The sequence below is a fragment of the Mesorhizobium kowhaii genome (assembly GCF_042431665.1).
Classification (GTDB): Bacteria; Pseudomonadota; Alphaproteobacteria; order Rhizobiales; family Rhizobiaceae; genus Mesorhizobium; species Mesorhizobium kowhaii.
Map to the genome: position 1 here is coordinate 167,653 of NZ_JBHLYT010000007.1, position 19,855 is coordinate 187,507.

17 protein-coding genes are annotated in these 19,855 nt (G+C 63.8%); 9 read left to right on the forward strand and 8 right to left on the reverse strand.

Annotated features, from left to right (window positions below):
- Positions 1 to 33 precede the first annotated feature (33 nt).
- Positions 34 to 1,299 carry a TCR/Tet family MFS transporter gene (locus ACFFNA_RS09325; RefSeq protein ID WP_378917606.1) on the forward strand — a complete coding sequence of 422 codons (1,266 nt, stop codon included), beginning with the start codon at positions 34 to 36 and terminating at the stop codon, positions 1,297 to 1,299.
- Entirely contained in the window at positions 1,296 to 2,216 is a 921-nt protein-coding gene (locus ACFFNA_RS09330) for an aldo/keto reductase (protein WP_378917608.1), read from the forward strand. Before ACFFNA_RS09325 ends, ACFFNA_RS09330 begins: the two co-directional genes overlap by 4 nt.
- A gap of 185 nt (positions 2,217 to 2,401) precedes the next feature.
- Here the strand turns inward: ACFFNA_RS09330 and carA are convergent, their stop codons facing one another.
- Entirely contained in the window at positions 2,402 to 3,607 is a 1,206-nt protein-coding gene (gene carA, locus ACFFNA_RS09335; RefSeq protein WP_378917610.1) for a glutamine-hydrolyzing carbamoyl-phosphate synthase small subunit, read from the reverse strand.
- Between the two features lie 278 nt (positions 3,608 to 3,885).
- On the opposite strand from carA, the gene ACFFNA_RS09340 reads away from it, so the two are divergent.
- Positions 3,886 to 4,335, forward strand: a complete 450-nt coding sequence (locus ACFFNA_RS09340) for a GatB/YqeY domain-containing protein (protein ID WP_111543729.1) — start codon at positions 3,886 to 3,888, stop codon at positions 4,333 to 4,335.
- Positions 4,336 to 4,710: 375 nt separating this feature from the next.
- Here the strand turns inward: ACFFNA_RS09340 and ACFFNA_RS09345 are convergent, their stop codons facing one another.
- Entirely contained in the window at positions 4,711 to 5,643 is a 933-nt protein-coding gene (locus tag ACFFNA_RS09345; protein ID WP_378917612.1) for a LysR family transcriptional regulator, read from the reverse strand.
- A 106-nt stretch (positions 5,644 to 5,749) separates the two neighbouring features.
- Between ACFFNA_RS09345 and pcaD the strand changes: the two genes are divergently transcribed.
- Positions 5,750 to 6,541, forward strand: a complete 792-nt coding sequence (gene pcaD / locus ACFFNA_RS09350) for a 3-oxoadipate enol-lactonase (RefSeq protein ID WP_378917614.1) — start codon at positions 5,750 to 5,752, stop codon at positions 6,539 to 6,541.
- A gap of 49 nt (positions 6,542 to 6,590) precedes the next feature.
- Here the strand turns inward: pcaD and ACFFNA_RS09355 are convergent, their stop codons facing one another.
- Positions 6,591 to 7,577, reverse strand: a complete 987-nt coding sequence (locus ACFFNA_RS09355) for a hypothetical protein (RefSeq protein WP_378917716.1) — start codon at positions 7,575 to 7,577, stop codon at positions 6,591 to 6,593.
- Between the two features lie 377 nt (positions 7,578 to 7,954).
- Between ACFFNA_RS09355 and ACFFNA_RS09360 the strand changes: the two genes are divergently transcribed.
- Positions 7,955 to 8,668 carry a DNA helicase gene (locus ACFFNA_RS09360; protein WP_378917615.1) on the forward strand — a complete coding sequence of 238 codons (714 nt, stop codon included), beginning with the start codon at positions 7,955 to 7,957 and terminating at the stop codon, positions 8,666 to 8,668.
- Between the two features lie 8 nt (positions 8,669 to 8,676).
- On the opposite strand, the gene ACFFNA_RS09365 is transcribed toward ACFFNA_RS09360, so the two are convergent.
- Positions 8,677 to 9,657 carry a hydrogen peroxide-inducible genes activator gene (locus ACFFNA_RS09365; RefSeq protein WP_378917616.1) on the reverse strand — a complete coding sequence of 327 codons (981 nt, stop codon included), beginning with the start codon at positions 9,655 to 9,657 and terminating at the stop codon, positions 8,677 to 8,679.
- Positions 9,658 to 9,919: 262 nt separating this feature from the next.
- Between ACFFNA_RS09365 and katG the strand changes: the two genes are divergently transcribed.
- Complete coding sequence (gene katG, locus ACFFNA_RS09370; protein WP_378917618.1) at positions 9,920 to 12,106, forward strand: catalase/peroxidase HPI; 2,187 nt, start codon at positions 9,920 to 9,922, stop codon at positions 12,104 to 12,106.
- A 195-nt stretch (positions 12,107 to 12,301) separates the two neighbouring features.
- On the forward strand, positions 12,302 to 12,859 hold the full coding sequence (locus ACFFNA_RS09375; protein WP_378917620.1) for a GNAT family N-acetyltransferase: 558 nt from the start codon (positions 12,302 to 12,304) through the stop codon (positions 12,857 to 12,859).
- An 18-nt stretch (positions 12,860 to 12,877) separates the two neighbouring features.
- Here the strand turns inward: ACFFNA_RS09375 and ACFFNA_RS09380 are convergent, their stop codons facing one another.
- Positions 12,878 to 13,294: a MerR family transcriptional regulator gene (locus ACFFNA_RS09380; RefSeq protein ID WP_378917622.1), complete on the reverse strand. Its 417-nt coding sequence runs from the start codon at positions 13,292 to 13,294 to the stop codon at positions 12,878 to 12,880.
- A gap of 107 nt (positions 13,295 to 13,401) precedes the next feature.
- Here ACFFNA_RS09380 and ACFFNA_RS09385 point away from each other — a divergent pair, with 107 nt between their 5' ends.
- Positions 13,402 to 15,639: a heavy metal translocating P-type ATPase gene (locus ACFFNA_RS09385; protein ID WP_378917624.1), complete on the forward strand. Its 2,238-nt coding sequence runs from the start codon at positions 13,402 to 13,404 to the stop codon at positions 15,637 to 15,639.
- Positions 15,640 to 15,700: 61 nt separating this feature from the next.
- On the opposite strand, the gene ACFFNA_RS09390 is transcribed toward ACFFNA_RS09385, so the two are convergent.
- From ACFFNA_RS09390 to ACFFNA_RS09400, 3 genes are all read right to left on the reverse strand, one after another.
- Positions 15,701 to 16,885 (reverse strand): MFS transporter, encoded by a 1,185-nt coding sequence (locus ACFFNA_RS09390; RefSeq protein ID WP_378917626.1) that lies wholly within the window; start codon positions 16,883 to 16,885, stop codon positions 15,701 to 15,703.
- A gap of 159 nt (positions 16,886 to 17,044) precedes the next feature.
- Positions 17,045 to 17,254, reverse strand: coding sequence for a DUF2061 domain-containing protein (locus tag ACFFNA_RS09395; RefSeq protein ID WP_111542992.1), 210 nt, complete (start codon positions 17,252 to 17,254; stop codon positions 17,045 to 17,047).
- Positions 17,255 to 17,361: 107 nt separating this feature from the next.
- On the reverse strand, positions 17,362 to 19,026 hold the full coding sequence (locus ACFFNA_RS09400; RefSeq protein ID WP_111543730.1) for a Na/Pi cotransporter family protein: 1,665 nt from the start codon (positions 19,024 to 19,026) through the stop codon (positions 17,362 to 17,364).
- A 362-nt stretch (positions 19,027 to 19,388) separates the two neighbouring features.
- Between ACFFNA_RS09400 and ACFFNA_RS09405 the strand changes: the two genes are divergently transcribed.
- On the forward strand, positions 19,389 to 19,757 hold the full coding sequence (locus tag ACFFNA_RS09405; protein ID WP_378917628.1) for an RcnB family protein: 369 nt from the start codon (positions 19,389 to 19,391) through the stop codon (positions 19,755 to 19,757).
- The last annotated feature ends 98 nt before the right edge of the window (positions 19,758 to 19,855 follow it).

The window sequence follows — 19,855 nt, forward strand, 5'->3', positions numbered from 1 at the left end:
CGCACCAGGGCGAGCAGAGGAGCTTGACCCTTTATGATCGACCCCAAAACCGCCAGACGGGGCCTTGCGCTCGTCTTCACCACGCTGCTGCTCGATATCATCGGCTTCGGCATGATCATGCCGGTGCTACCGGCCTATCTCAGGGAATTGACCGGCGTCAGCATCAGCGGAGCGGCGATCGAGGGTGGTTGGCTGTTCTTCGTCTATGCTGCGATGCAGTTCTTTTTCGGGCCCATCATGGGCGGCTTGAGCGACCGCTTCGGACGGCGGCCGATCCTGCTCGCCTCGGTGCTGACCTTTTCCATCGACAATCTGATCTGCGCCTTCGCCTGGTCCTACCCGATGCTGTTCATCGGGCGCGTGCTGGCCGGCATTTCGGGCGCCAGCTATTCGACGACATCCGCCTTCATCGCCGACATCTCGAACGATGAGAACCGGGCGAAGAATTTCGGCCTGCTCGGCATCGCTTTTGGCGTCGGCTTCGTCATCGGGCCGGTTCTGGGCGGGCTGCTCGGCACGTTCGGGCCGCGCGTGCCGTTCTATTTCGCTGCCGGGCTGGCTTTCGTGAACTTCCTGATCGCGCTGTTCCTGTTGCCGGAAACGCTCGATGACAAGCACCGCCGCCGTTTCGAGTGGAAACGCGCGAACCCGGTCGGGACGCTTCTGCAGATGCGCCAATACAAAGGCATTGGCTGGATCGGGCTTGTCTTCTTCCTGATGACGCTTGGACACATGATGTATCCGGCGGTGTGGTCGTTCGTCTCCAATTACCGCTATGGCTGGAGCGAGCAACAGATCGGCTTTTCGCTCGGCGCCTTCGGCCTGTGCGGGGCGATCGTCATGGCGACTGTGCTGCCGCGCGTGATCCCCAGGCTTGGCGAGTGGAAGACGGCGGTCATCGGCCTTGCCTTCACGGCGCTCAGCGCCTTCGGTTACGCCTTCGCGTCGCAAGGCTGGATGATCTATGCGGTGATCGTCGCCGGCTGCCTCGAAGCGCTTGCCGATCCGCCGCTGAGGAGCCTCGCCGCCGCCAAGGTGCCGCCTTCGGCGCAAGGCGAACTGCAAGGCGCGATGACCTCGATCTTCTCGATCACCTCGATCATCACGCCGCTGCTCTATACGGCGATCTTCTCATGGTTCACGGGGCCGAATGCGCCCGTGACCTTCGGCGGCGCGCCCTATCTGGTTGGCGCGGTTTTCCTGATGCTGGCGCTCATCGTCTTCGTCACCAAGGTGGCAAAGCCGGCGGCGCTCAGAAACGTCACCACCGGCGTCGCGGAAGATGGAGCGCAGATATGAGCCATGACGGGCGTATCGCCCTGACCAAGAACGGGCCGTCGCTGTCGCGGCTGGTCTTCGGCGCCTGGCGCCTGCTCGATGGGGCTGTTCGCCCGGATGCCGAGGCGGTGGCCCGGCTGATCGACACCGCCGTCGATCTCGGCCTGACCAGCTTCGACCATGCCGACATCTATGGGAATTACGAGGTCGAGGCGGCCTTCGGCGCCGGGCTGGCGCGCTGGAAAGGCAAGCGCGACGAGATCGAGCTGATCTCGAAATGCGACATCATGCTGGCGTCGGACAACCGGCCGCAAAACCGCCTGAAGCACTACGACACCAGTGCTGCCCACATCACCGCCTCGGTCGACCGCTCGCTTGCCAATCTCGGCACCGATTATCTTGACCTGTTGCTGCTGCACCGACCGGACCCGCTGATGGATGCCGACGAGACGGCGGCAACACTGGCCGGGCTGGTCAAATCCGGCAAGGTGAGGGCGGTCGGCGTTTCCAATTTCACGCCCTCACAGTTCCATTTGCTGGCGTCGCGGCTGCCCTTCACGCTTGCCACCAACCAGATCGAGATGTCGGTGCTGAAGACGTCCGCATTGACCGACGGCAGTCTCGATCATGCGCAGCGGCTTGGCTATGCGCCGATGATCTGGTCGCCGCTCGGTGGCGGCTCGCTGTTCACCGGACAGGAGGGGCGAGAGGCGCGGGTGCGTGCAGCGCTGGCGGCTGTGGCTGCTGAGATCGGTGCTGGCGATCTCGCCGCAGTCGCCATCGCCTGGCTGCTGCGCCATCCGGCGCGGCTGGTGCCGGTGCTCGGTTCGATGAAGCCGGAACGGCTGGCTGCCATGGTCAAGGCGATGGAGATCGTGCTCGACCGCCAGCACTGGTTCGCCATCCTGGAAGCCAGCGAAGGCCGGCCGGTGGCGTAGACCTTCCGAAGGCACGACGTTTGTGGCGTGCTCCTTGCGGCTGACGTTTGCGCTGCCCCTCACCGGAGCTTTTGCCAATTCCCAACGTTGCAGAAAAAAGTGCCCAGGTTGCGGCCAGCCCCTTCTCCCCGTTCACGGGGAGAGGATGGCGGCAGCCAGATGAGGGGCAGCGTTAACGGCTCGAGTTAAGTCCGTTCGGCCAGCAATTCTTCGCCGCGCTTTTCGCGGATCAGATTGACGAAGCGTCGGAACAGATAGTGCGAATCCTGCGGGCCGGGCGAGGCTTCGGGGTGATGCTGGACCGAGAACACTGGCCGGCCGGTCAGCGTGATGCCGCAGTTCGAACCGTCGAACAGCGAGACATGGGTTTCCTCGACGCCGGCGGGCAGCGAGTCGGCATCGACGGCAAAGCCGTGGTTCATCGAGACGATCTCGACCTTGCCGGTGGTGTGGTCCTTGACCGGATGGTTGGCGCCGTGATGGCCCTGATGCATCTTGGCGGTCTTACCGCCCAGCGCCAGCGCCAGCATCTGGTGGCCAAGGCAGATGCCGAACACCGGGATGTCGGTCTTCAGCAGGTCCTGGATGACCGGCACGGCATAGTCGCCGGTGGCTTCCGGGTCGCCGGGGCCGTTGGAGAGGAAGATGCCGTCGGGCTGCATGGCAAGGATTTCTTCAGCGCCGGTCTTGGCCGGCACCACGGTGACCTTGGCGCCGAGGCCGGCGAGCAGGCGCAAGATGTTGCGCTTGACGCCGTAGTCGATGGCAACGACATGCATCGAGGGTTCGGCCTGTTCGCCAAAGCCTTCGTTCCACACCCAGGGCGTCTCGCGCCAGACCGAGGACTGGCCTGACGTGACTTCCTTGGCGAGATCGAGCCCGATCAGGCCCGACCATGCGGCGGCGCGCTGCTTCAGATCGTCGAGGTCGAACACGCCATCGGGCGCGTGCGCGATGACGGCGTTGGGCATGCCCTTTTCGCGGATCAGCGCGGTCAGCGCGCGGGTGTCGATGCCCGACAGGGCGACGATGCCGCGCTTCTTCAGCCATTGGTCGAGACCGGTGCCGGCGCGGTAGTTCGACGGGTTGGTGACATCGGCCTTGAACACGGCGCCGACGGCGCCGGCGCGGGCGACCGGATTGAGGTCCTCGATGTCCTCGTCATTGGTGCCGATGTTGCCGATATGCGGGAAAGTGAAGGTGACGATCTGGCCGGCATAGGACGGGTCGGTGAGGATTTCCTGGTAGCCGGTCAGCGCGGTGTTGAAGCACACTTCGGCGACGGCGGAGCCGGTGGCGCCCAGGCCGCGACCCTCGATGACGGTGCCGTCGGCCAGCACCAGAAGGGCGGTCGGCTTTTCGGTGGCCCAAGGGGGCGTCATCTCGGCCATGGCGGCACTCCTATCAGGCTGCGCGCTTCAAATTGGCCCTGTGGGCCATCGGCGCAGCAAATGGCGCAAAGCGGCGAATTCGCGGCTTCCACGCACTCAAGCTTCAGTTCATGCAAGGCCCAGTACATAGGGGAAGGGGGCAGAGTGGTCAATGATGATGCGAAATCGGGGTCTGATTTATTTCGTCAAGCAATATCAGTGACTTGCCTAAAGATATCAGAGTTTGCGTTGGCTTGCCCTCGGCGCTATTGTCCGCGCCGATCGAAGGAGAAAGCACCATGCGTGGCAAAATCGCCGAATCCCTGAAGAGCGCGATGAAGGCGCAAGACAAGCACCGGCTGCCGACGCTGCGGCTGATCCAGGCGGCCATCCACGACCGCGACATCGCCAATCGCGGTTCTGCCAAGGAGCCGGCCAGCGATGAGGAGATCCTGCAGATCCTGGCCAAGATGGTGAAGCAGCGCGAGGAATCGGCCAAGGCTTTCGACGACGGCAAGCGGCCGGAACTGGCCGCACAGGAGCGCGGCGAGATGGAGATCATCCGCGCCTTCCTGCCGACGCAGCTCGACGATGCCGCGGTAGCCGTGGCGGCGCGCGAGGCGATCGCGGCGACGGGTGCGGCCAGCCAGAAGGACATGGGCAAGGTGATCGCCGCACTGAAGCAGAAATATGCCGGCCAGATGGATTTCGGCAAGGCGAGCGGCATCGTCAAGGGTCTGCTGCAGTAGGCCTTTTCCCGCCGCGTTGTAGCGCGCTTCAAGACGCTGACTCTCAAGCTCTTTTCCTCAAAGGCTATCAGGTTGAAATAACCCAATGCCGAATTTGCATGCCAGTGATTGTAAAGCCACAGCCGATCAGTGCTGGCCTTTTCGATCAACTGCCGGACGAAGTCGTCGACGCGCTGCCAGGCCTCGGAGTACCTGACGAAGTGCGTTTGGGCGCATGCACTCGACTACGATGACGCCTGGATTGTCAGCGGTCCCAAACCGCGGGGCATTAAGCTTCGGAGTCATTGACGGTTTCGAGATCGGCTCCTGGCGTCGGAAGATCTGGCCCCTGACCGGAAACTACGCGAGGGCACGGAGACGAGCTCGAAAGGGTCATCAACCCCGATAGGCGGATTTCGGCGGTTCGAGCGCACGGCGCAGCGTCGGCACCTCCTGCTGGATATGATCCCACAACCGGTTCGCGATCGGCCCGTGCGGCCGGTCGCGGCGGCGCGCCACCACCAGCTCGTCGGTGCGGCCTGGCAGATGACGACCGGCAATGGATTGCAGGCGTCCGTCGCGAAGCTCGTCCTCGATCAGGAAGCGGGGCATGTGACCCCATCCAAGACCCTGCAGGATGATTTCCTTCTTCATGCCCTGATCGGCAACCATGCATTGCGGCGCACCTTCGATCATGAAGTAGTCTTGTTGTGGTGAATGGCTGGCCGTGTCGCGCATGACGCATTGGGTGAACGCCTGCATCTGATCCGGCGTGATTGGCTGCCTGATGCGCTCCGGCAGAAAGCCTGGCGCCACCACTGGAATGAATGGCACCTTGCACAGGTCGACCCATTCCACACGCGGGTCGCTCTTGTCGATCCAGTGCAGGATCAAATCGGCTTCGCCGTCGAAGAGGCGCTCCCGTGGGCCGCCCACGGCTTCGAAGTGCAGATGCAGGCGCGTGCCCGGGTATTGTGCGAAGAACCGTCCGAGCATTCCCAGTGCCTGCGGGCGCGGGCACAGGTCGCCGATCACCACGTGGATCTCGCTTTCCTCACCCATCGACAACTGAGCGGCATGAACCCGCAGGCCTTCCAGCTCGCGCAGCAGCTGACGTGCCCGGCGGTGGAACGACAGCCCCGCCTCGCTCGGACGCACGCGATAGCCGCTGCGATCCAGAAGAATGAGGTCGAGTTGTCGTTCCAGCTTCGCGACGGCGGCGAACACCGCCGGATGCGAGCGATGCAGCATGGCCGCCGCAGGCTGGAAGCCGCCGGTGCGAACCACGGCATCGAAGCATTGCAGGTCATGCAAGGTGAATTCGGCCATGTCAGCTTCTACTACAGAGATTGTTCTATCTTTGTAATATCATCAAAAACGAAGGGCGGCTACGCTTTGCCTCATTCAACGCTCCCAAAAGGAAGGTGTCTTCACCATGAATGAGCTGAATTTCGTGACAACAGGCGATGGCACACGCATCGTCTATCGCATTGATGGCGATGCCGGGAAGCCGGTGCTGGTGCTGTCGAACTCCATCGCCACCACGCTGCATATGTGGGACAGGCAGGTCGGCGAGTTGTCGAAGCATTTCCGTGTTCTGCGTTACGACTTTCGCGGTCACGGCGGATCAAGCGTTCCGGCCGGTGCCTATTCGCTCGACCGGCTAGGCCGCGACGTCATCGAGCTGCTCGATGCGCTCGGCATTGAACGCGCGCACTTCCTCGGCCTGTCGCTGGGCGGTTTCGTCGGGCAGTGGCTCGGCATTCATGCGCCCGAGCGGATCGACCGGTTGATCCTGAGCAACACCTCGTCCCATCTCGGGCCGGCAAGCTATTTCGACGAGCGGATTGCCGTCGTGCAGCAGGCGCCGGACATGTCGGAAACCGCCGAGGTCTTCCTCAGCAACTGGTTCCCCGCGCCTATGGTGGCGGCCAACGAGCCGGTCATCGAGGAATTCCGCACCATGCTACTGACTATCAACCGGCACGGCCTGGCGGGCCTGTTCGCGGCGGTTCGCGATGCGGACCTTCGCCGCACCGTAGCGCTGATCTCCCTGCCGACACTGGTGATCGCCGGCCAGCACGACACGGTGACGGCCGCCAGCCACAGCGAGTTGATCGCGGCGACGGTGCCCGGCGCGAAGCTGGTTGTCCTGCCCGCGGTTCACCTGTCGAATGTCGAATACCCTGCCGAGTTCATGCAGGCCGTGCTCAGTTTTCTGCGCTGAGTGGGCGCGAAACCAACAGTGAAGTTCGCAGCCTCTCCGGGTGCGGACTTCAAGACCCCTTGCAGATCGGCAGCGGCTGCGGCGGCGGTGCCGGATGATCCTTTTTGTATTGAGCAATCATCGGCTCGAGGGTTTTTCGCGGCCAGAATTTCGGAGCGCCGATTTCCTTCAGGCAGGACGCGTTCCAGTAGGGCCTACCGCCCGACTGCGAACGGATAGCCGCCACCGCGGCGATGTCGCGTGATTCAGGGTAGATGTAGAGCGTCGTCGGGTTGTCCTTGACCATCGAGATGATCTGTTGGGCATCCGCCGGCGACCAGCTGGTGCAGCCATTGCTGCGGCCGCCGGCGTATTCCACCAGCTTGCCGAACGGCACGAAACCGTCATGGTCGGCGTATGAGCTGTCCGGATTTTTGCGCAGGCACATGCCGCGCAGCACCTGGGCCGCGTGGCCGCCGATCACACGCTGCCTGGCGTTAGCAGCTTCGCCCTCGCCGTCGAACTGTATGAAGGTGCGCAGAAATGCGGCGTCCTGCTTCGCGCCGGTGCGATAAAAGCCTTTGAACGACGTTTTCGCCTCGCGGGTCATATAGGCCCCGCCGGCGGTCAATTCCGAATCCATGGCGTTGCCGAAGTTCTTCGAGCACCGCCTGCCATTTGAAAAATCGACAGTGCCTTTCAGGTTTCGACCACCGCCGTGACCTGATGAAATCGCGCGAAACGACTGGCTGGCTTCGCAGATGACATAGTATCGGCGCCCCAGCACTCCGTTGCCCAGATCGCCGGGGCGTGTTGCATCCATGGCGAAGTAACAGGGGTTCTTGACGGCACCTTGCGCGACTTTTTTCAGATAGAGCGCGCGCGCCCGCTCCAGAACCACTTGTGAGATCTGACCGTCGCTGTCGCCGACATGGGCCTGCAGCCAGGCTGGAACGCCCGATGGCAGCGCGGCAAACGACCGGGCCGACACCGTCAAGGCGATGACGACAAGGAGGAGGCTGGCGACGACACCCAGCAAGACAGATCTCAACCGCACCGGATCACTACTCCCCGCCAAAGCCATCTTGCGAATCCTTGCGGTGTTTCCGCCAGGAACCAATCATAAAAGACCGCGCGCCAATCGGCGAAACACATCTTGTTTAGCGCACCCGAAAGGAAGCCCGCATGAGAACCGCGGGGGAAGCATACTCCGACTACTGGTTCAAGGGTTTCGGCGGACTTCTCCACGTCCGTAAAATCCGTGATTTTCGATCCGCGGGGATTGCGCTATCATTTTGATTCTGGCGCGGCCCGCGCCTCCTCCCTCCGCGGGGAAGCATCATTCGTGCGGGGCTATCCATTCACCGAACCAACTGTTCGAGCGCCAGGCATAAGGAGGGGTTGCGAAAACTGCTCGCATCAGGAGGTTTTGCGATGAAGCTGTCCGGGCCCATCTACTACCTGAAACGTCAAGCCAGGCTGTTGTCCCGCCAAGAGAAGCTTCCGCTGCACGAGGCGCTTGACCGTGTTGCGGCACAGGAAGGCTTCGCCAGCTGGAGCCTGCTTGCGGCCAAGGCAACTGAGGCAGCGCCCGCCGGCAGATTGTTTGCACACCTGGCGCCCGGCGACCTGGTTCTGGTCGGGGCGCGACCGGGCCACGGCAAGACACTGATGAGCCTCGAACTCGCGATCGAAGCCATGAAGTCCGGCAATCGCGGCGTGTTCTTCACGCTGGAATATACGGAGAAGGATGTGCTGGACCGGTTTCGCGCCATCGGGGCGGAACCGGCGCAGTTCAACGACCAGTTCGTATTCGATAATTCCGACGCCATCAGCGCCGACTACATCGTCAAGACTTTGGGATCGGCGCCGCGCGGCACGCTGGCGGTGATCGATTATCTGCAGCTGCTCGATCAGAAGCGGGAAAATCCCGACCTGATGGCGCAGGTTCGCACGCTCAAGGCCTTTGCGCGCGACAGGGGATTGATCCTCGTCTTCATCTCGCAGATCGACCGGTCATACGATCCGGCGAAAAAGCTGGTTCCCGATCTCAGCGATGTCCGGTTGCCGAACCCGCTGGATCTGTCGCTGTTCAACAAGACCTGCTTCCTGAACAAGGGCGAAATCCGGTTCCAGGCAGCGAGCTGAGCACGCGGTCACTGAGGCAGCGTTGATTTGGTGATCGCCGGTGCCGAAACCGTCAGGTTCAGCAGGTGCGCAATCGGCGTCGGATTGTGCTGCGCGCGCAGCGCGTCGGCCGATTGCCGAACGACTTCGGAAATCCGCAGCAACTGTTTGGCGATCGGGCTGGTCTTGCGCCAGACCATGCCGATCGTTCGCGACGGTTGGGGGCTCCTGAAGCGTGCGATGGAGACCGACGCCGAGCGCGTCTCCACCGGCACGGCCATTTCCGGGATCAAGGTGACGCCGATGCCGGCGCTGACCATCTGGACCAGGGTCGACAACGAACTGCCGTCCAGCAACTCGCGTGGTCGGGCCGAATGCATGTTGCAGAAGGACAGTGCCTGGTCGCGGAAACAATGACCCTCTTCCAGCAGAAGCAGCCGCATTTCACGCAGCATTTCGCGATTGGGCACCGGCTTTCCCTCGTCTTCGCCGGGCCGGACCAGGACGAAATTCTCGGCAAACAGCACGATTTCCGTCAGCGACGGTTCGGACACCGGCAAGGCAACGATGGCCGCATCGAGCCGACCGTCCGCCAGTTCCTGGATCAGCTTCTGCGTCTGCGTCTCGCGCACATGGATATCGAGGCCATCATGCATGCTTGAGAGGTTGCCAATGATCGTCGGCAAGAGGTAGGGCGCGACCGTCGGGATGACGCCAATGCGCAGCCGACCGACCAGCCGGTCGCGCGAAGAGCGTGCGAGGTCGGCGAGTTCGTCCACCGAACGCAGGATGTCGCGGACGCGCAAGGCAAATTCTTCGCCGAAATTGGTCAGCCGGACCTGTCGCGGACCTCGTTCGAAAAGCTCCGTGCCCAGCGTTTCCTCCAATTCCCTGATCTGCACCGAAATGGCAGGCTGGGAGATCGCACAAGCGTCCGCCGCGCGTCCGAAATGGTTGTGCCGCGCCAGCGCCTCGAAATAGCGCAGCTGCTTCAGGGTCAGGTTTGTCATAATGTCATCTTATCGCTGCAATCAGGAAATCCAACTTAAATTAATCGTGCAGCTTTGCTATAGGAGCTGCAAGGGAGATGAGGAGCAGCCGGGACGGCTTCGTCCAGGGCGCGCCCGCAGCGACAGGACATCCAAGATATTCGGTCGCGTATCTGGCATACGGTCATCGCCAGCCATGAAACGGACCGCTTCCAGGGACATCCATTGTCCTTGTTCACGCAGCAGTTGAAACAGCTCAACACAGCCACGATCGGAGAAAAACATGGACGCACAAACTGATGATCCCAGCACGGGCAAATGCCCGGTCGTGCATACTGCCGTCGGCAGGGTCAACCGCGACTGGTGGCCGAATCAGCTCAATGTCCAGATTCTCCACCAGCAGTCGCCGCTGTCGGATCCGATGGGTGAGGCGTTCGACTATGCCGAGGAATTCAAGAGCCTCGACCTCGACGCGGTGATCAAGGACCTGCATGCGCTGATGACGGACTCGCAGGAGTGGTGGCCGGCCGATTTCGGCCATTACGGGCCGCTGTTCATCCGCATGGCGTGGCACAGCGCCGGCACCTATCGCATCGCCGACGGCCGTGGCGGCGCCGGGGCCGGCCAGCAGCGCTTCGCGCCGCTGAACAGCTGGCCGGACAACGTCAACCTCGACAAGGCACGCCGGCTGTTGTGGCCGACCAAGCAGAAATACGGCCGCAAGATTTCCTGGGCCGACCTTCTGATCCTGACCGGCAACGTCGCGCTGGAATCGATGGGCTTCAAGACCTTCGGCTTCGCCGGCGGCCGCGCCGACGTGTGGGAGCCCGAGGAGGACATCTATTGGGGTCCGGAAGGCAAGTGGCTGGCCGACGAACGCTACAGCGGTGACCGCGATCTCCAGGATCCGCTCGGTGCCGTGCAGATGGGCCTGATCTACGTCAACCCGGAAGGGCCGAACGGCAAGCCTGATCCGCTGGCCTCGGCGCGCGACATTCGCGACACCTTCGCGCGCATGGCCATGAACGACGAGGAGACCGTCGCGCTCATCGCCGGCGGCCACACCTTCGGCAAGACCCATGGTGCGGGCGATGCGACGCTGGTCGGCGTGGAGCCGGAAGGCGCCGACATCGAGCAGCAAGGCCTTGGCTGGGCGAGCAAGTTCGGCACCGGCAAGGGCGGCGACGCCATCGGTAGCGGCCTGGAAGTGACCTGGACGACGACGCCGACGAAGTGGAGCAACAACTTCTTCGACAATCTGTTCGGCTTCGAATGGGAGCTGACCAAGAGCCCTGCCGGGGCGCACCAGTGGACGCCGAAGGGCGGCGCGGGTGCGGGCAGCGTGCCGGATGCGCACAATTCGGCCAAGCGCCACGCGCCTTCCATGCTGACCACCGACCTCGCTTTGCGGTTCGATCCTTCCTACGAGACGATCTCGCGGCGTTTCCATGAGAATCCGGATCAGTTCGCCGACGCGTTCGCCCGCGCCTGGTACAAGCTGACCCACCGCGATATGGGCCCGCTCGTGCGCTATCTCGGCCCGTTGGTTCCGAACGAGGAACTGCCCTGGCAGGACGTCATTCCGGCGGTCGATCATGTGCTGATCGACGAAGAGGACGCTGCAGCGCTCAAGGCCAAGATCCTGGCGTCGGGCCTGTCGGTGTCGCAGCTGGTCTCGGCGGCGTGGGCGTCGGCCTCGACCTTCCGTGGTTCCGACAAGCGCGGCGGCGCCAATGGCGCGCGCATCCGCCTTGCGCCGCAGAAGGACTGGGCCGTCAACCAGCCGGCCGAACTCGCCAAGGTGCTCGACAAGCTCGAAGCGATCCGTGATGCGTTCAACGCTTCGCAGACCGGCAACAAGAAGGTCTCGCTTGCCGACCTGATCGTTCTGGGCGGTGGTGCGGCGATCGAGAAGGCCGCCGGGCACGGCGTGACGGTTCCCTTCACGCCGGGACGCATGGACGCCTCGCAGGAGCAGACCGACATCCACTCCTTTGCGCCATTGGAACCAACCGTTGACGGCTTCCGCAACTATGTCAGCGGCAAGCAGCGGCTGACCGTCGAGGAAGCGCTGGTCGACCGCGCGCAACTTCTGACGCTGACGGCGCCGGAGATGACGGTTCTCGTCGGCGGCCTGCGCGTTCTCGGCGCCAATGCCGGGCAGTCCAAGCATGGCGTCTTCACCAGGCAGCCGGAAACGCTGAGCAATGACTTCTTCGTCAACCTGCTCGACATGGGCACGGAGTGGAAGGCGACTTCGGACGCCAAGGATGTGTTCGAAGGCCGCGACCGCAAGACCGGCGAAGTCAAGTGGACCGGCACCCGCGCCGATCTCATCTTCGGCTCGCACTCGCAGCTGCGCGCGCTGGCCGAAGTTTATGCGACGGCGGACGCCAAGGCGAAATTCACCAGGGATTTCGTGGCGGCATGGGCCAAGGTGATGAACGCCGACCGCTTCGACATCGCCTGAGCTCACACAAGGACAATCCGGCACGGCCTAGGAATGGCCGCGACGGAGCGCCGGTTCCTCCCAAGGGCATAAGACAAGGGCCGCGTTTCCAGCGATGGGAACGCGGCCTTGTCGTAAGAGTATGCGCTTTGGTGGACCGTGCCTTCCCGGGCAATGCTGCTATTTTGCCGGGGGTAGCGTCTCCACCGGTGCAACATGGTCCAAATCGTCAAACCCGCGCTTGAACATTTGGCGTCCTACAAGGCGGCGCTCGAACGCGGCTGGTCGCCAGACAATGTCCGGCTCGAGCAAGCGACGCGTGAGCAGCTTGCCGCCATCGAAAAGGATCCCGTGGCCTTTCTCGCCGACCTCGATGATCCCCTGGCCAAGGGCGGCCCGATCACCTTGCCCGACGGCAGAAAGGTGCCGCGCCTGCCGGGCTTCCGCCGCTGGATCTGGGACGGCGAGGCATCAGGTTCGATCGGCTTCCGCTGGCAGAAGGGCACGGCAGCGCTGCCGCCGCATGTGCTTGGTCATATCGGCTATGCGGTGGTGCCGTGGAAGCGGCGGCGCGGTTACGCCACCGAGGCGCTGCGGCTCATGCTGGACGAGGCGAGGGCGGTCGGCCTGCCTTATGTCGAGATCACCGCCAAGCCGGGCAATCCGGCTTCGCACAAGGTGATCCTGGCCAATGGCGGCAAGCTCGTCGATCGATTCTTCGAGGATGCCGCCTATGGCGGGGCGGAAAGCCTGCGGTTCCGGCTGGAGTTGTAAGGCGCGCGCGACCTATCCTCACCCGTGCTCATCAGCGCAAAGCGCGTGGTCGGACAGGGCGCGGATGACGTAGCAGTCGCCGACCGTCTTGCCGTCGCAGCAAGAGGCGATGCGTTCGAGTTCGGCCTCCAGCCGCTTCAGCTGGGCGATCTTCTCCCGAACGGAAATCAGTTGCTCCTCGGCAATCCGGTCGGCATGGCCGCAGGGCTGCTCGGGATGGCCGCTCAATTCGATCAGCGAGCGGATGTCCTCGACGGCGAAGCCGAGGTCGCGGGCATGGCGGATGAAGGCCAGCCGCTCCAGCTCCTGCCTGCCATAGCGGCGCTGGTTGCCTTCCGAACGCTCGGGTGCTGCAACCAGACCCATCTGCTCGTAATAGCGGATGGTTGGCACCTTGACCCCGGTGCGACGGGAGAGATCGCCGATCGAAAACATGTTTTTGCCTCTTGAAGCTCTAGTGACTAGAGCAATTACAGTGCCTGACATCAGGATTCAAGACCCATGCGGCGGTCACCGCGCGGGCAAGACAGGCAGGTGATGTGATGACGGCTCCCCTCAGGCAGACGCGGTTCAAGATCGGCGGCATGGACTGCGCCTCCTGCGCGGCCAAGATCGATACGGCGGTGCGTCGTCTCGATGGCGTCGCAGATGTGTCGATTTCGGTGACCGGCGCCAGCATGACGGTCAGTCACGGTGGTGCGCTGCCGGAGGACAAGGTGGTGCAACAGGTGGCGCGGCTCGGCTACGGCATCGTCAAGGCGGAAGCCAAGACCGACGGGCGTGCTTCAGTGGCCAGGGCGCATGACCATCCCGACCATGATTACGAAGGCCACGATCACGAAGGTCACCACCTTGGCGGTGAGCCGGCGGGCAAGCGAGCTGAGGGTTCCGCCCATCTCCACAGCGATGGCGGGCCGGGGCAGGCGTGGTGGCGCACCCGCCGCGCGGTGCTGACGCTGGCTTGTGCGGCGGCACTTGTTGCCGCCTACGGCATCGGCCATCTGTTTCCGGCGGCCGAGCGCTGGGTCTTCCTGGCCGCGCTGCTGGTCGGCCTGGTGCCGATCGCCCGGCGCGCGCTGATGGCGGCATTGGCCGGCACGCCGTTCTCGATTGAGATGCTGATGATCATCGCCGCCGTTGGCGCGGTGATGATCGGCGCCACTGAAGAAGCTGCCGTCGTGGTGGTGCTGTTCCTGATCGGCGAACTTCTGGAAGGCGTCGCCGCCGGCCGCGCGCGGGCCAGTATCCAAGGTCTTGCCGATCTGGTGCCGAAGACGGCACTTGTCGAGCGGGCCGGCGGCATGGCCGAAGTTCCAGCCGAAAACCTTGCGGTCGGTGACGTGATCGTGGTGCGGCCGGGTGATAGCATCCCGGCCGATGGTGTGATCGTCGAGGGGTCGAGCGATATCGACGAGGCGCCGGTGACCGGCGAGAGCACGCCGAGGCGCAAGGGGATCGCGGAAATTGTCTTCGCAGGCACGATCAGCACCGATGGCGTGCTCAAGGTTCGGGTGACGGCGGTTGCGTCCGACAACACCATCGCCCGCGTGGTGCGGCTTGTGGAGGAGGCGCAGGAGGCCAAGGCGCCGACCGAGCGCTTCATCGACCGCTTCTCGCGATATTATACACCCGCGGTGCTGGCGGTCGGTGCACTGGTGGCGCTGCTGCCGCCGCTCGTCGCCGGCGGCGACTGGAGCGAATGGACCTACAAGGGCCTGGCGATCCTGTTGATCGGCTGTCCCTGCGCGCTGGTCATCTCGACCCCTGCAGCGATCGCCGCAGGCCTGGCGACCGGCGCGCGGCGCGGCTTGCTGATGAAGGGTGGTGCTGTGCTGGAAGGGTTTCGCCGGATCACCGCCGTCGCCTTCGACAAGACCGGCACACTGACCGCTGGCAAACCGGTGGTGACCGACATCGTGGCCTATGGGCGCGACGAACGCACCGTGCTGGCGCTGGCGGCAGCACTGGAGCAGGGCTCCAGCCATCCGCTGGCGGTGGCGATCTTGGGCAGAGCCAAAGCCGCCAGGGCGCCGGTGCCGCCGGCCCTGGCAGCGAAGGCGATTTTAGGCAAGGGCGTCGAGGGCAGCGTCGGCGGTGTCGCGATCTTCCTCGGCTCCGGTCAGGCAGCGGGAGAACGCGCTGCGGTGACCGAGGCGCAGCGTCTTGCCATCGACAGTCTCAACGGCCAGGGCAAGACCGTCTCGGTGCTGGTCGCCGATGGCGTGATGGCCGGGCTGATCGCCATGCGTGATGAGCCGCGGCCGGATGCGGTGGCCGGCATTGCGGCGCTGAAGGCCGAGGGCATCCTCACGGTGATGCTGACCGGCGACAACCGCCGCACCGCCGAGGCGATCGCCGTTTCGCTCGGTATCGAGGCGCGGGCTGAGCTCTTGCCGCAAGACAAGCAGCGCATTGTCGGCGAGTTGCAGCGCGAGGGGCTGAAGGTGGCCAAGGTCGGCGACGGCATCAACGACGCACCGGCGCTCGCCGCCGCCGACATCGGTATCGCCATGGGTGGCGGCACCGATGTGGCGTTGGAAACGGCCGAGGCGGCGATCCTGCATGGCCGGGTCATGGATGTCGCGCGCATGGTGCGGCTGTCGCGGGCGGTGATGGCCAACATCGGCCAGAACATCACCGTGGCGCTCGGGCTGAAGGCGGTGTTCCTGGTCACCACCATTGCCGGCATCACCGGCCTGTGGCCAGCGATCCTGGCCGACACCGGCGCCACCGTGCTGGTCACCGCCAACGCCATGCGACTGCTGCGCTGGCGTGGGTGAGGTGTTTTTGCTTGATCACGATCTTTTCGGAAAACCGGCGTCCACTTTTCCGGATCGTGATCTACTCGGCTGGGGCCGTCAGCGGCGGCGTGGCGTTGCTACGCCCTTCCCAGACAAAAGAGGCGAGCGCCACCGCGACGGCGACCAGCATGGCGATGGCGCCAAGCAGCGGCAGGCTGCGGTAGCCGTAGCCGGCATTCAGCATGGCGGCGCCCAGCGATGCAGCAAGCGCGATGCCGACATTGAAGCCGGATGGAATGAGCGAGGAAGCGAGGTTGGACGCATCGGCGGTCCAGGCCAGGATGCGGGTCTGGATCGGCGTGCCGATGGCGAAGTTGAGACCGCCCCAGATGACGATCGCGACAACCATCGGCAAGGGATAGGGGCTGACGGCATAGATCACCGCCAGCGTCACCGCCTGCAGGGCCAGCATGGTGATCAGCGACGGCATCAGCTTCCAGTCGGAAAGCTTGCCGCCGAGGAAGACGCCGAGCGTGGCGCCGACGCCGTTGAGCAGCAGCACCCACGGCACCAGGCTTTCATCAAGGTCGGTGATTTCGAGTAATGTCGGCGTGATGTAGGTGAACAGGCCGAACTGGCCGATCATCAGCATCAGCATGAGGATCAGCGAGGTCCAGACCTGCTGGCGCGCCAGCACGCGAACCTCACGCGCTAGGCCGGCGGGCTTGGCTGACGATCCTGTGGTGCGCGGCAAAAGGGCTGCCATGGCAAGCGTTGCCGCCACGCCCAGCGCACACATCACCCAGAAGGTCGCACGCCAGCCCCAGATGTTGCCGATTGCCGTGCCGGCCGGCACGCCGATGACATTGGAGGCGGTGAGGCCCGACAGGATGACAGCGACCGCCATGCCGCGCTGGTCCTCGCGCACGAGACTGACCGCCACCACCATGGCGACGCCGAAATAGGCGCCATGCGCTATCGCCACAGCAATGCGCAACATCAGCATCGAGGTGAAATCGGGCGCCAGCGCACAGGCTGCCTGGCCGATGGTGAAGGCGACGGCGAGGCCGAGCAGCAAGGTCTTGCGCGACAACGACTTGGTGGCGAGCGCCAGCAGCGGACCGCCGATGGCGATGCCGCCGGCATAGCCGGAGACGAGATAGCCGGCCGATGGAACCGAGACGCCAAGCCCCTCCGCCACTTGCGGCAGCACGCCGGCGATGACGAATTCGGTGGTGCCGAAAGCGAAGGCGGCAATGAACAGGGCGATGAGCGGAAGCGACATGGCGGGAAGGGGTTCCTCGAATGCAGGCCTCAAACCACGGATGGGCGTCGCGGGCAATCCAGAAATTGTTGGCGCCGCTTTAGCTTTTCTTGATCGACTTCTCGTGTCGCCCAGTCGCGTGGCGACTGGGTGAGAGGACGCCCGGTCGCGCCGGGGTTGCTACGCCGGGGTCTTGCGTCCGTATGGAATCTTGAGCCACGCCCGCTCGTGGAAATAATAGAGCAGCGACTTGGTGACGACCTCGGTCAGGCCGATGGTTGCAGCGAGCTTGATGCTTCCGGTCACGACCAGCGAAATGATCATCGTGTCGATGGTGCCGGTCACGCGCCAGGAAAGCGCCTTGGCGAAACTGCGCGAACGGGTGTCCATCGATTTCCTCCGAAAGGCTGGCCAACCGACCCTTATCCCGACTGGTGGAAACAGAGCAAAGGTATTTTGCCGCCGAAACGAAGACGGTGCGTGATCGCGTCGTTAAATCAGCTCGCCTTCAACCGCGATCCGGTGAGCAGGCCGCGCTCTTCCAGCACCGGATAGGCCATCGACGCCAGCAGCGAATTGATCTGCTTCAGATCGCGGATGGTATCGAGGTGGATCGAGCTGGTCTCGACGCTCTTGGCGGTGCCGTCGCGCAGCCGCACGAAATGGCTGGCGCTGGTTTCCTTCTCGCGGTCGCGCAGCTGGTCCTTTTCCAGCACCAGCTGGCGGGCGGTCTCGGGATCGCGCGATACCAGCACGTTGAAGGCGAGCCGCGCATTGGCCAGCACCGAGCTATGGAAGGCGCATAATTCGCTCCAGCCCTCGTCGGTGAATTCCAGCCCGCGCTCGAGCTTCTTCTTCACATGCACCAGCATGTTGCGCACGATGATGTCGCCGACCTGCTCCAGCTTGACGCAGGCGCCGATCAGCTCCTGGCAGCGCAGGGCCTCGTCCTCGGTCAGCGGATTCCTGGTAAGCTTGGCCAAATAGAGCTTGATCGCCGCATGTTTGCGGTCGACGCGGTCGTCAAGGGCTGCCAGCGCCTTGATCTTGTCGGCGTCGGCGCTCTCATAGAGCTCGATGATGCGCTTGAGCATGATCTCGACGGTCTCACAGACCCGCACCACTTCGCGCGTGGCGTTGGCCAGCGCCTGGCTTGGAACGTCCAGCGCGCTTTCGTTGAGCGCCGACAGTTCGACGACGTCGAGCGTCGAGGCCGGCGCCGGCTTGGTGCCAAGTGCCACGATCTTTTCCGAAGCGCGGTAGACGAACCCGGCCAGCGGCAGGCCGGCGAGCAGGATCAGCACATTGAACAGGATGTGGGCGTTGACGATCTGGTCCGCTGCCGTCGCGCCGAGGAAGGCGACCTGCGGCCTGAAGGTCATGAACAGGATCAGCACGACCAGCGAGCCTAGTCCGCGCATCAGGAGATTGCCGATCGGCACGACGCGCACGGCAGGCCCGGCCGAGCGGGTCAGCATCGGCGCGATGATCGAAGAGCCGAGATTGACGCCGAGGATGAGAACGACGCCGAGTTCCGGGCTGATCACGCCGCGGCCGGCCAGCGTTGCCATCAGGAGAACAGCCGCGATGCTCGACTGAAACAGCCAGGTGATCAGCGCCGCCAGCAGATAGGCGGTGATGGAATCGCTGGAGAAGTAGTTGATGATGACCGGCATGAGCTGGCTGTTGCGCAGCGGCTCCGAAGCCTGGCCGATCATCTCAAGCGACAGGATCAGCAGGCCGATACCGACCAGGATGCGGCCGGACTGGCGCCAATCGCGCCGCTCGGTGGCCATGAACATCACCGTGCCGGTGATCAGGCAGAGCGGCACCAGCAGCGTGAGATCGAAGGTCAGCAGCTTGACCACCAGCGCCGAGCCGATTTCGGCGCCGCGCACGGCAAGCTGGCCGGCGGCGCCCGAGACGATGCCGGAGCCGGCGAAGGAGCCGACCAGCAGCGTGACGGCGGTGGAGCTTTGCAGGGCGATGGCGAGGCCGGTGCCGGCCAGCACCGCCATGATCGGATTGCGCATGGTGGCGCGCAGACGATGGCGCAGCACGTCGCCATAGGCGCGTTCGACGCCGGTCTTCACCATGCGGGTGGCAAACAGCATCAGCGCCACAGCGCCAGCCAGATGCAGAAGGACGACGGAACCGCTCATGTCGCCGCCCATATGCGGACAGGGCTCGCGACGCGGACGGCGCGGCGATCAGAGGCAAAAGCGAGGTTGCGAATCAAATTCATGGCAGTGACCGACAATAGCCCGACTATTTTAGCCGGATAATAAAATCTTGTCGATTTCGAGGGGCCGTTGCCGCGCGACAGGCGGTGTCGGAAAATGGACGGACACGCAAATGGTTGCATTGCGAGGCCGCTGTAGCACGGCGGCTGCGGCCTTTGCGACGATGTTCAACTCTCCTGGGTAAGTAAAGGAATTCATTACAGAATTGTAATGCAGGCGTTCAGTTTCGGTTCATCGGTGGGTCGCTATCCCTTGGGCATCGACAACCAAGGAGACTTCGTATGAAACGCATTGTCCTTTCCGCTCTCGCTTTCTCGATGCTGGCCGCCACGTCGCTCACCGGCCAGGCTGCGCCGATGAATGCGCCGAACGCTCCGCAGTCGAACTACAGCCAAGTCGACTGGCAGAAGCCCGGCAAGCATGTCGACGTCAGGAAGCGCGTCGTGAAGAAGACGGTCGTCGTGAAGCGCAGCCATTGGCGCAACGGCCAGAAATATTCCAGCTGGAAGCGTCACCAGCCGATCCGCGACTATGGCCGTTATGGCCTGCATCGTCCCGGCCGCGGCCAGGAATGGATCCGTGTCGGCAACGACTATGTGCTGGTCGGCGTCCTCTCCGGCGTCATCTTTGGCGCGCTTGCCGCGCAGTAAAACCTGGCGGAGCCAGCACAAGGCTGGAACTTGAAAGAAGGCGGCCCGCAACGGCCGCCTTTCTTTTTGCCCTGTGGAAACCGGGCATCGTCCGCATT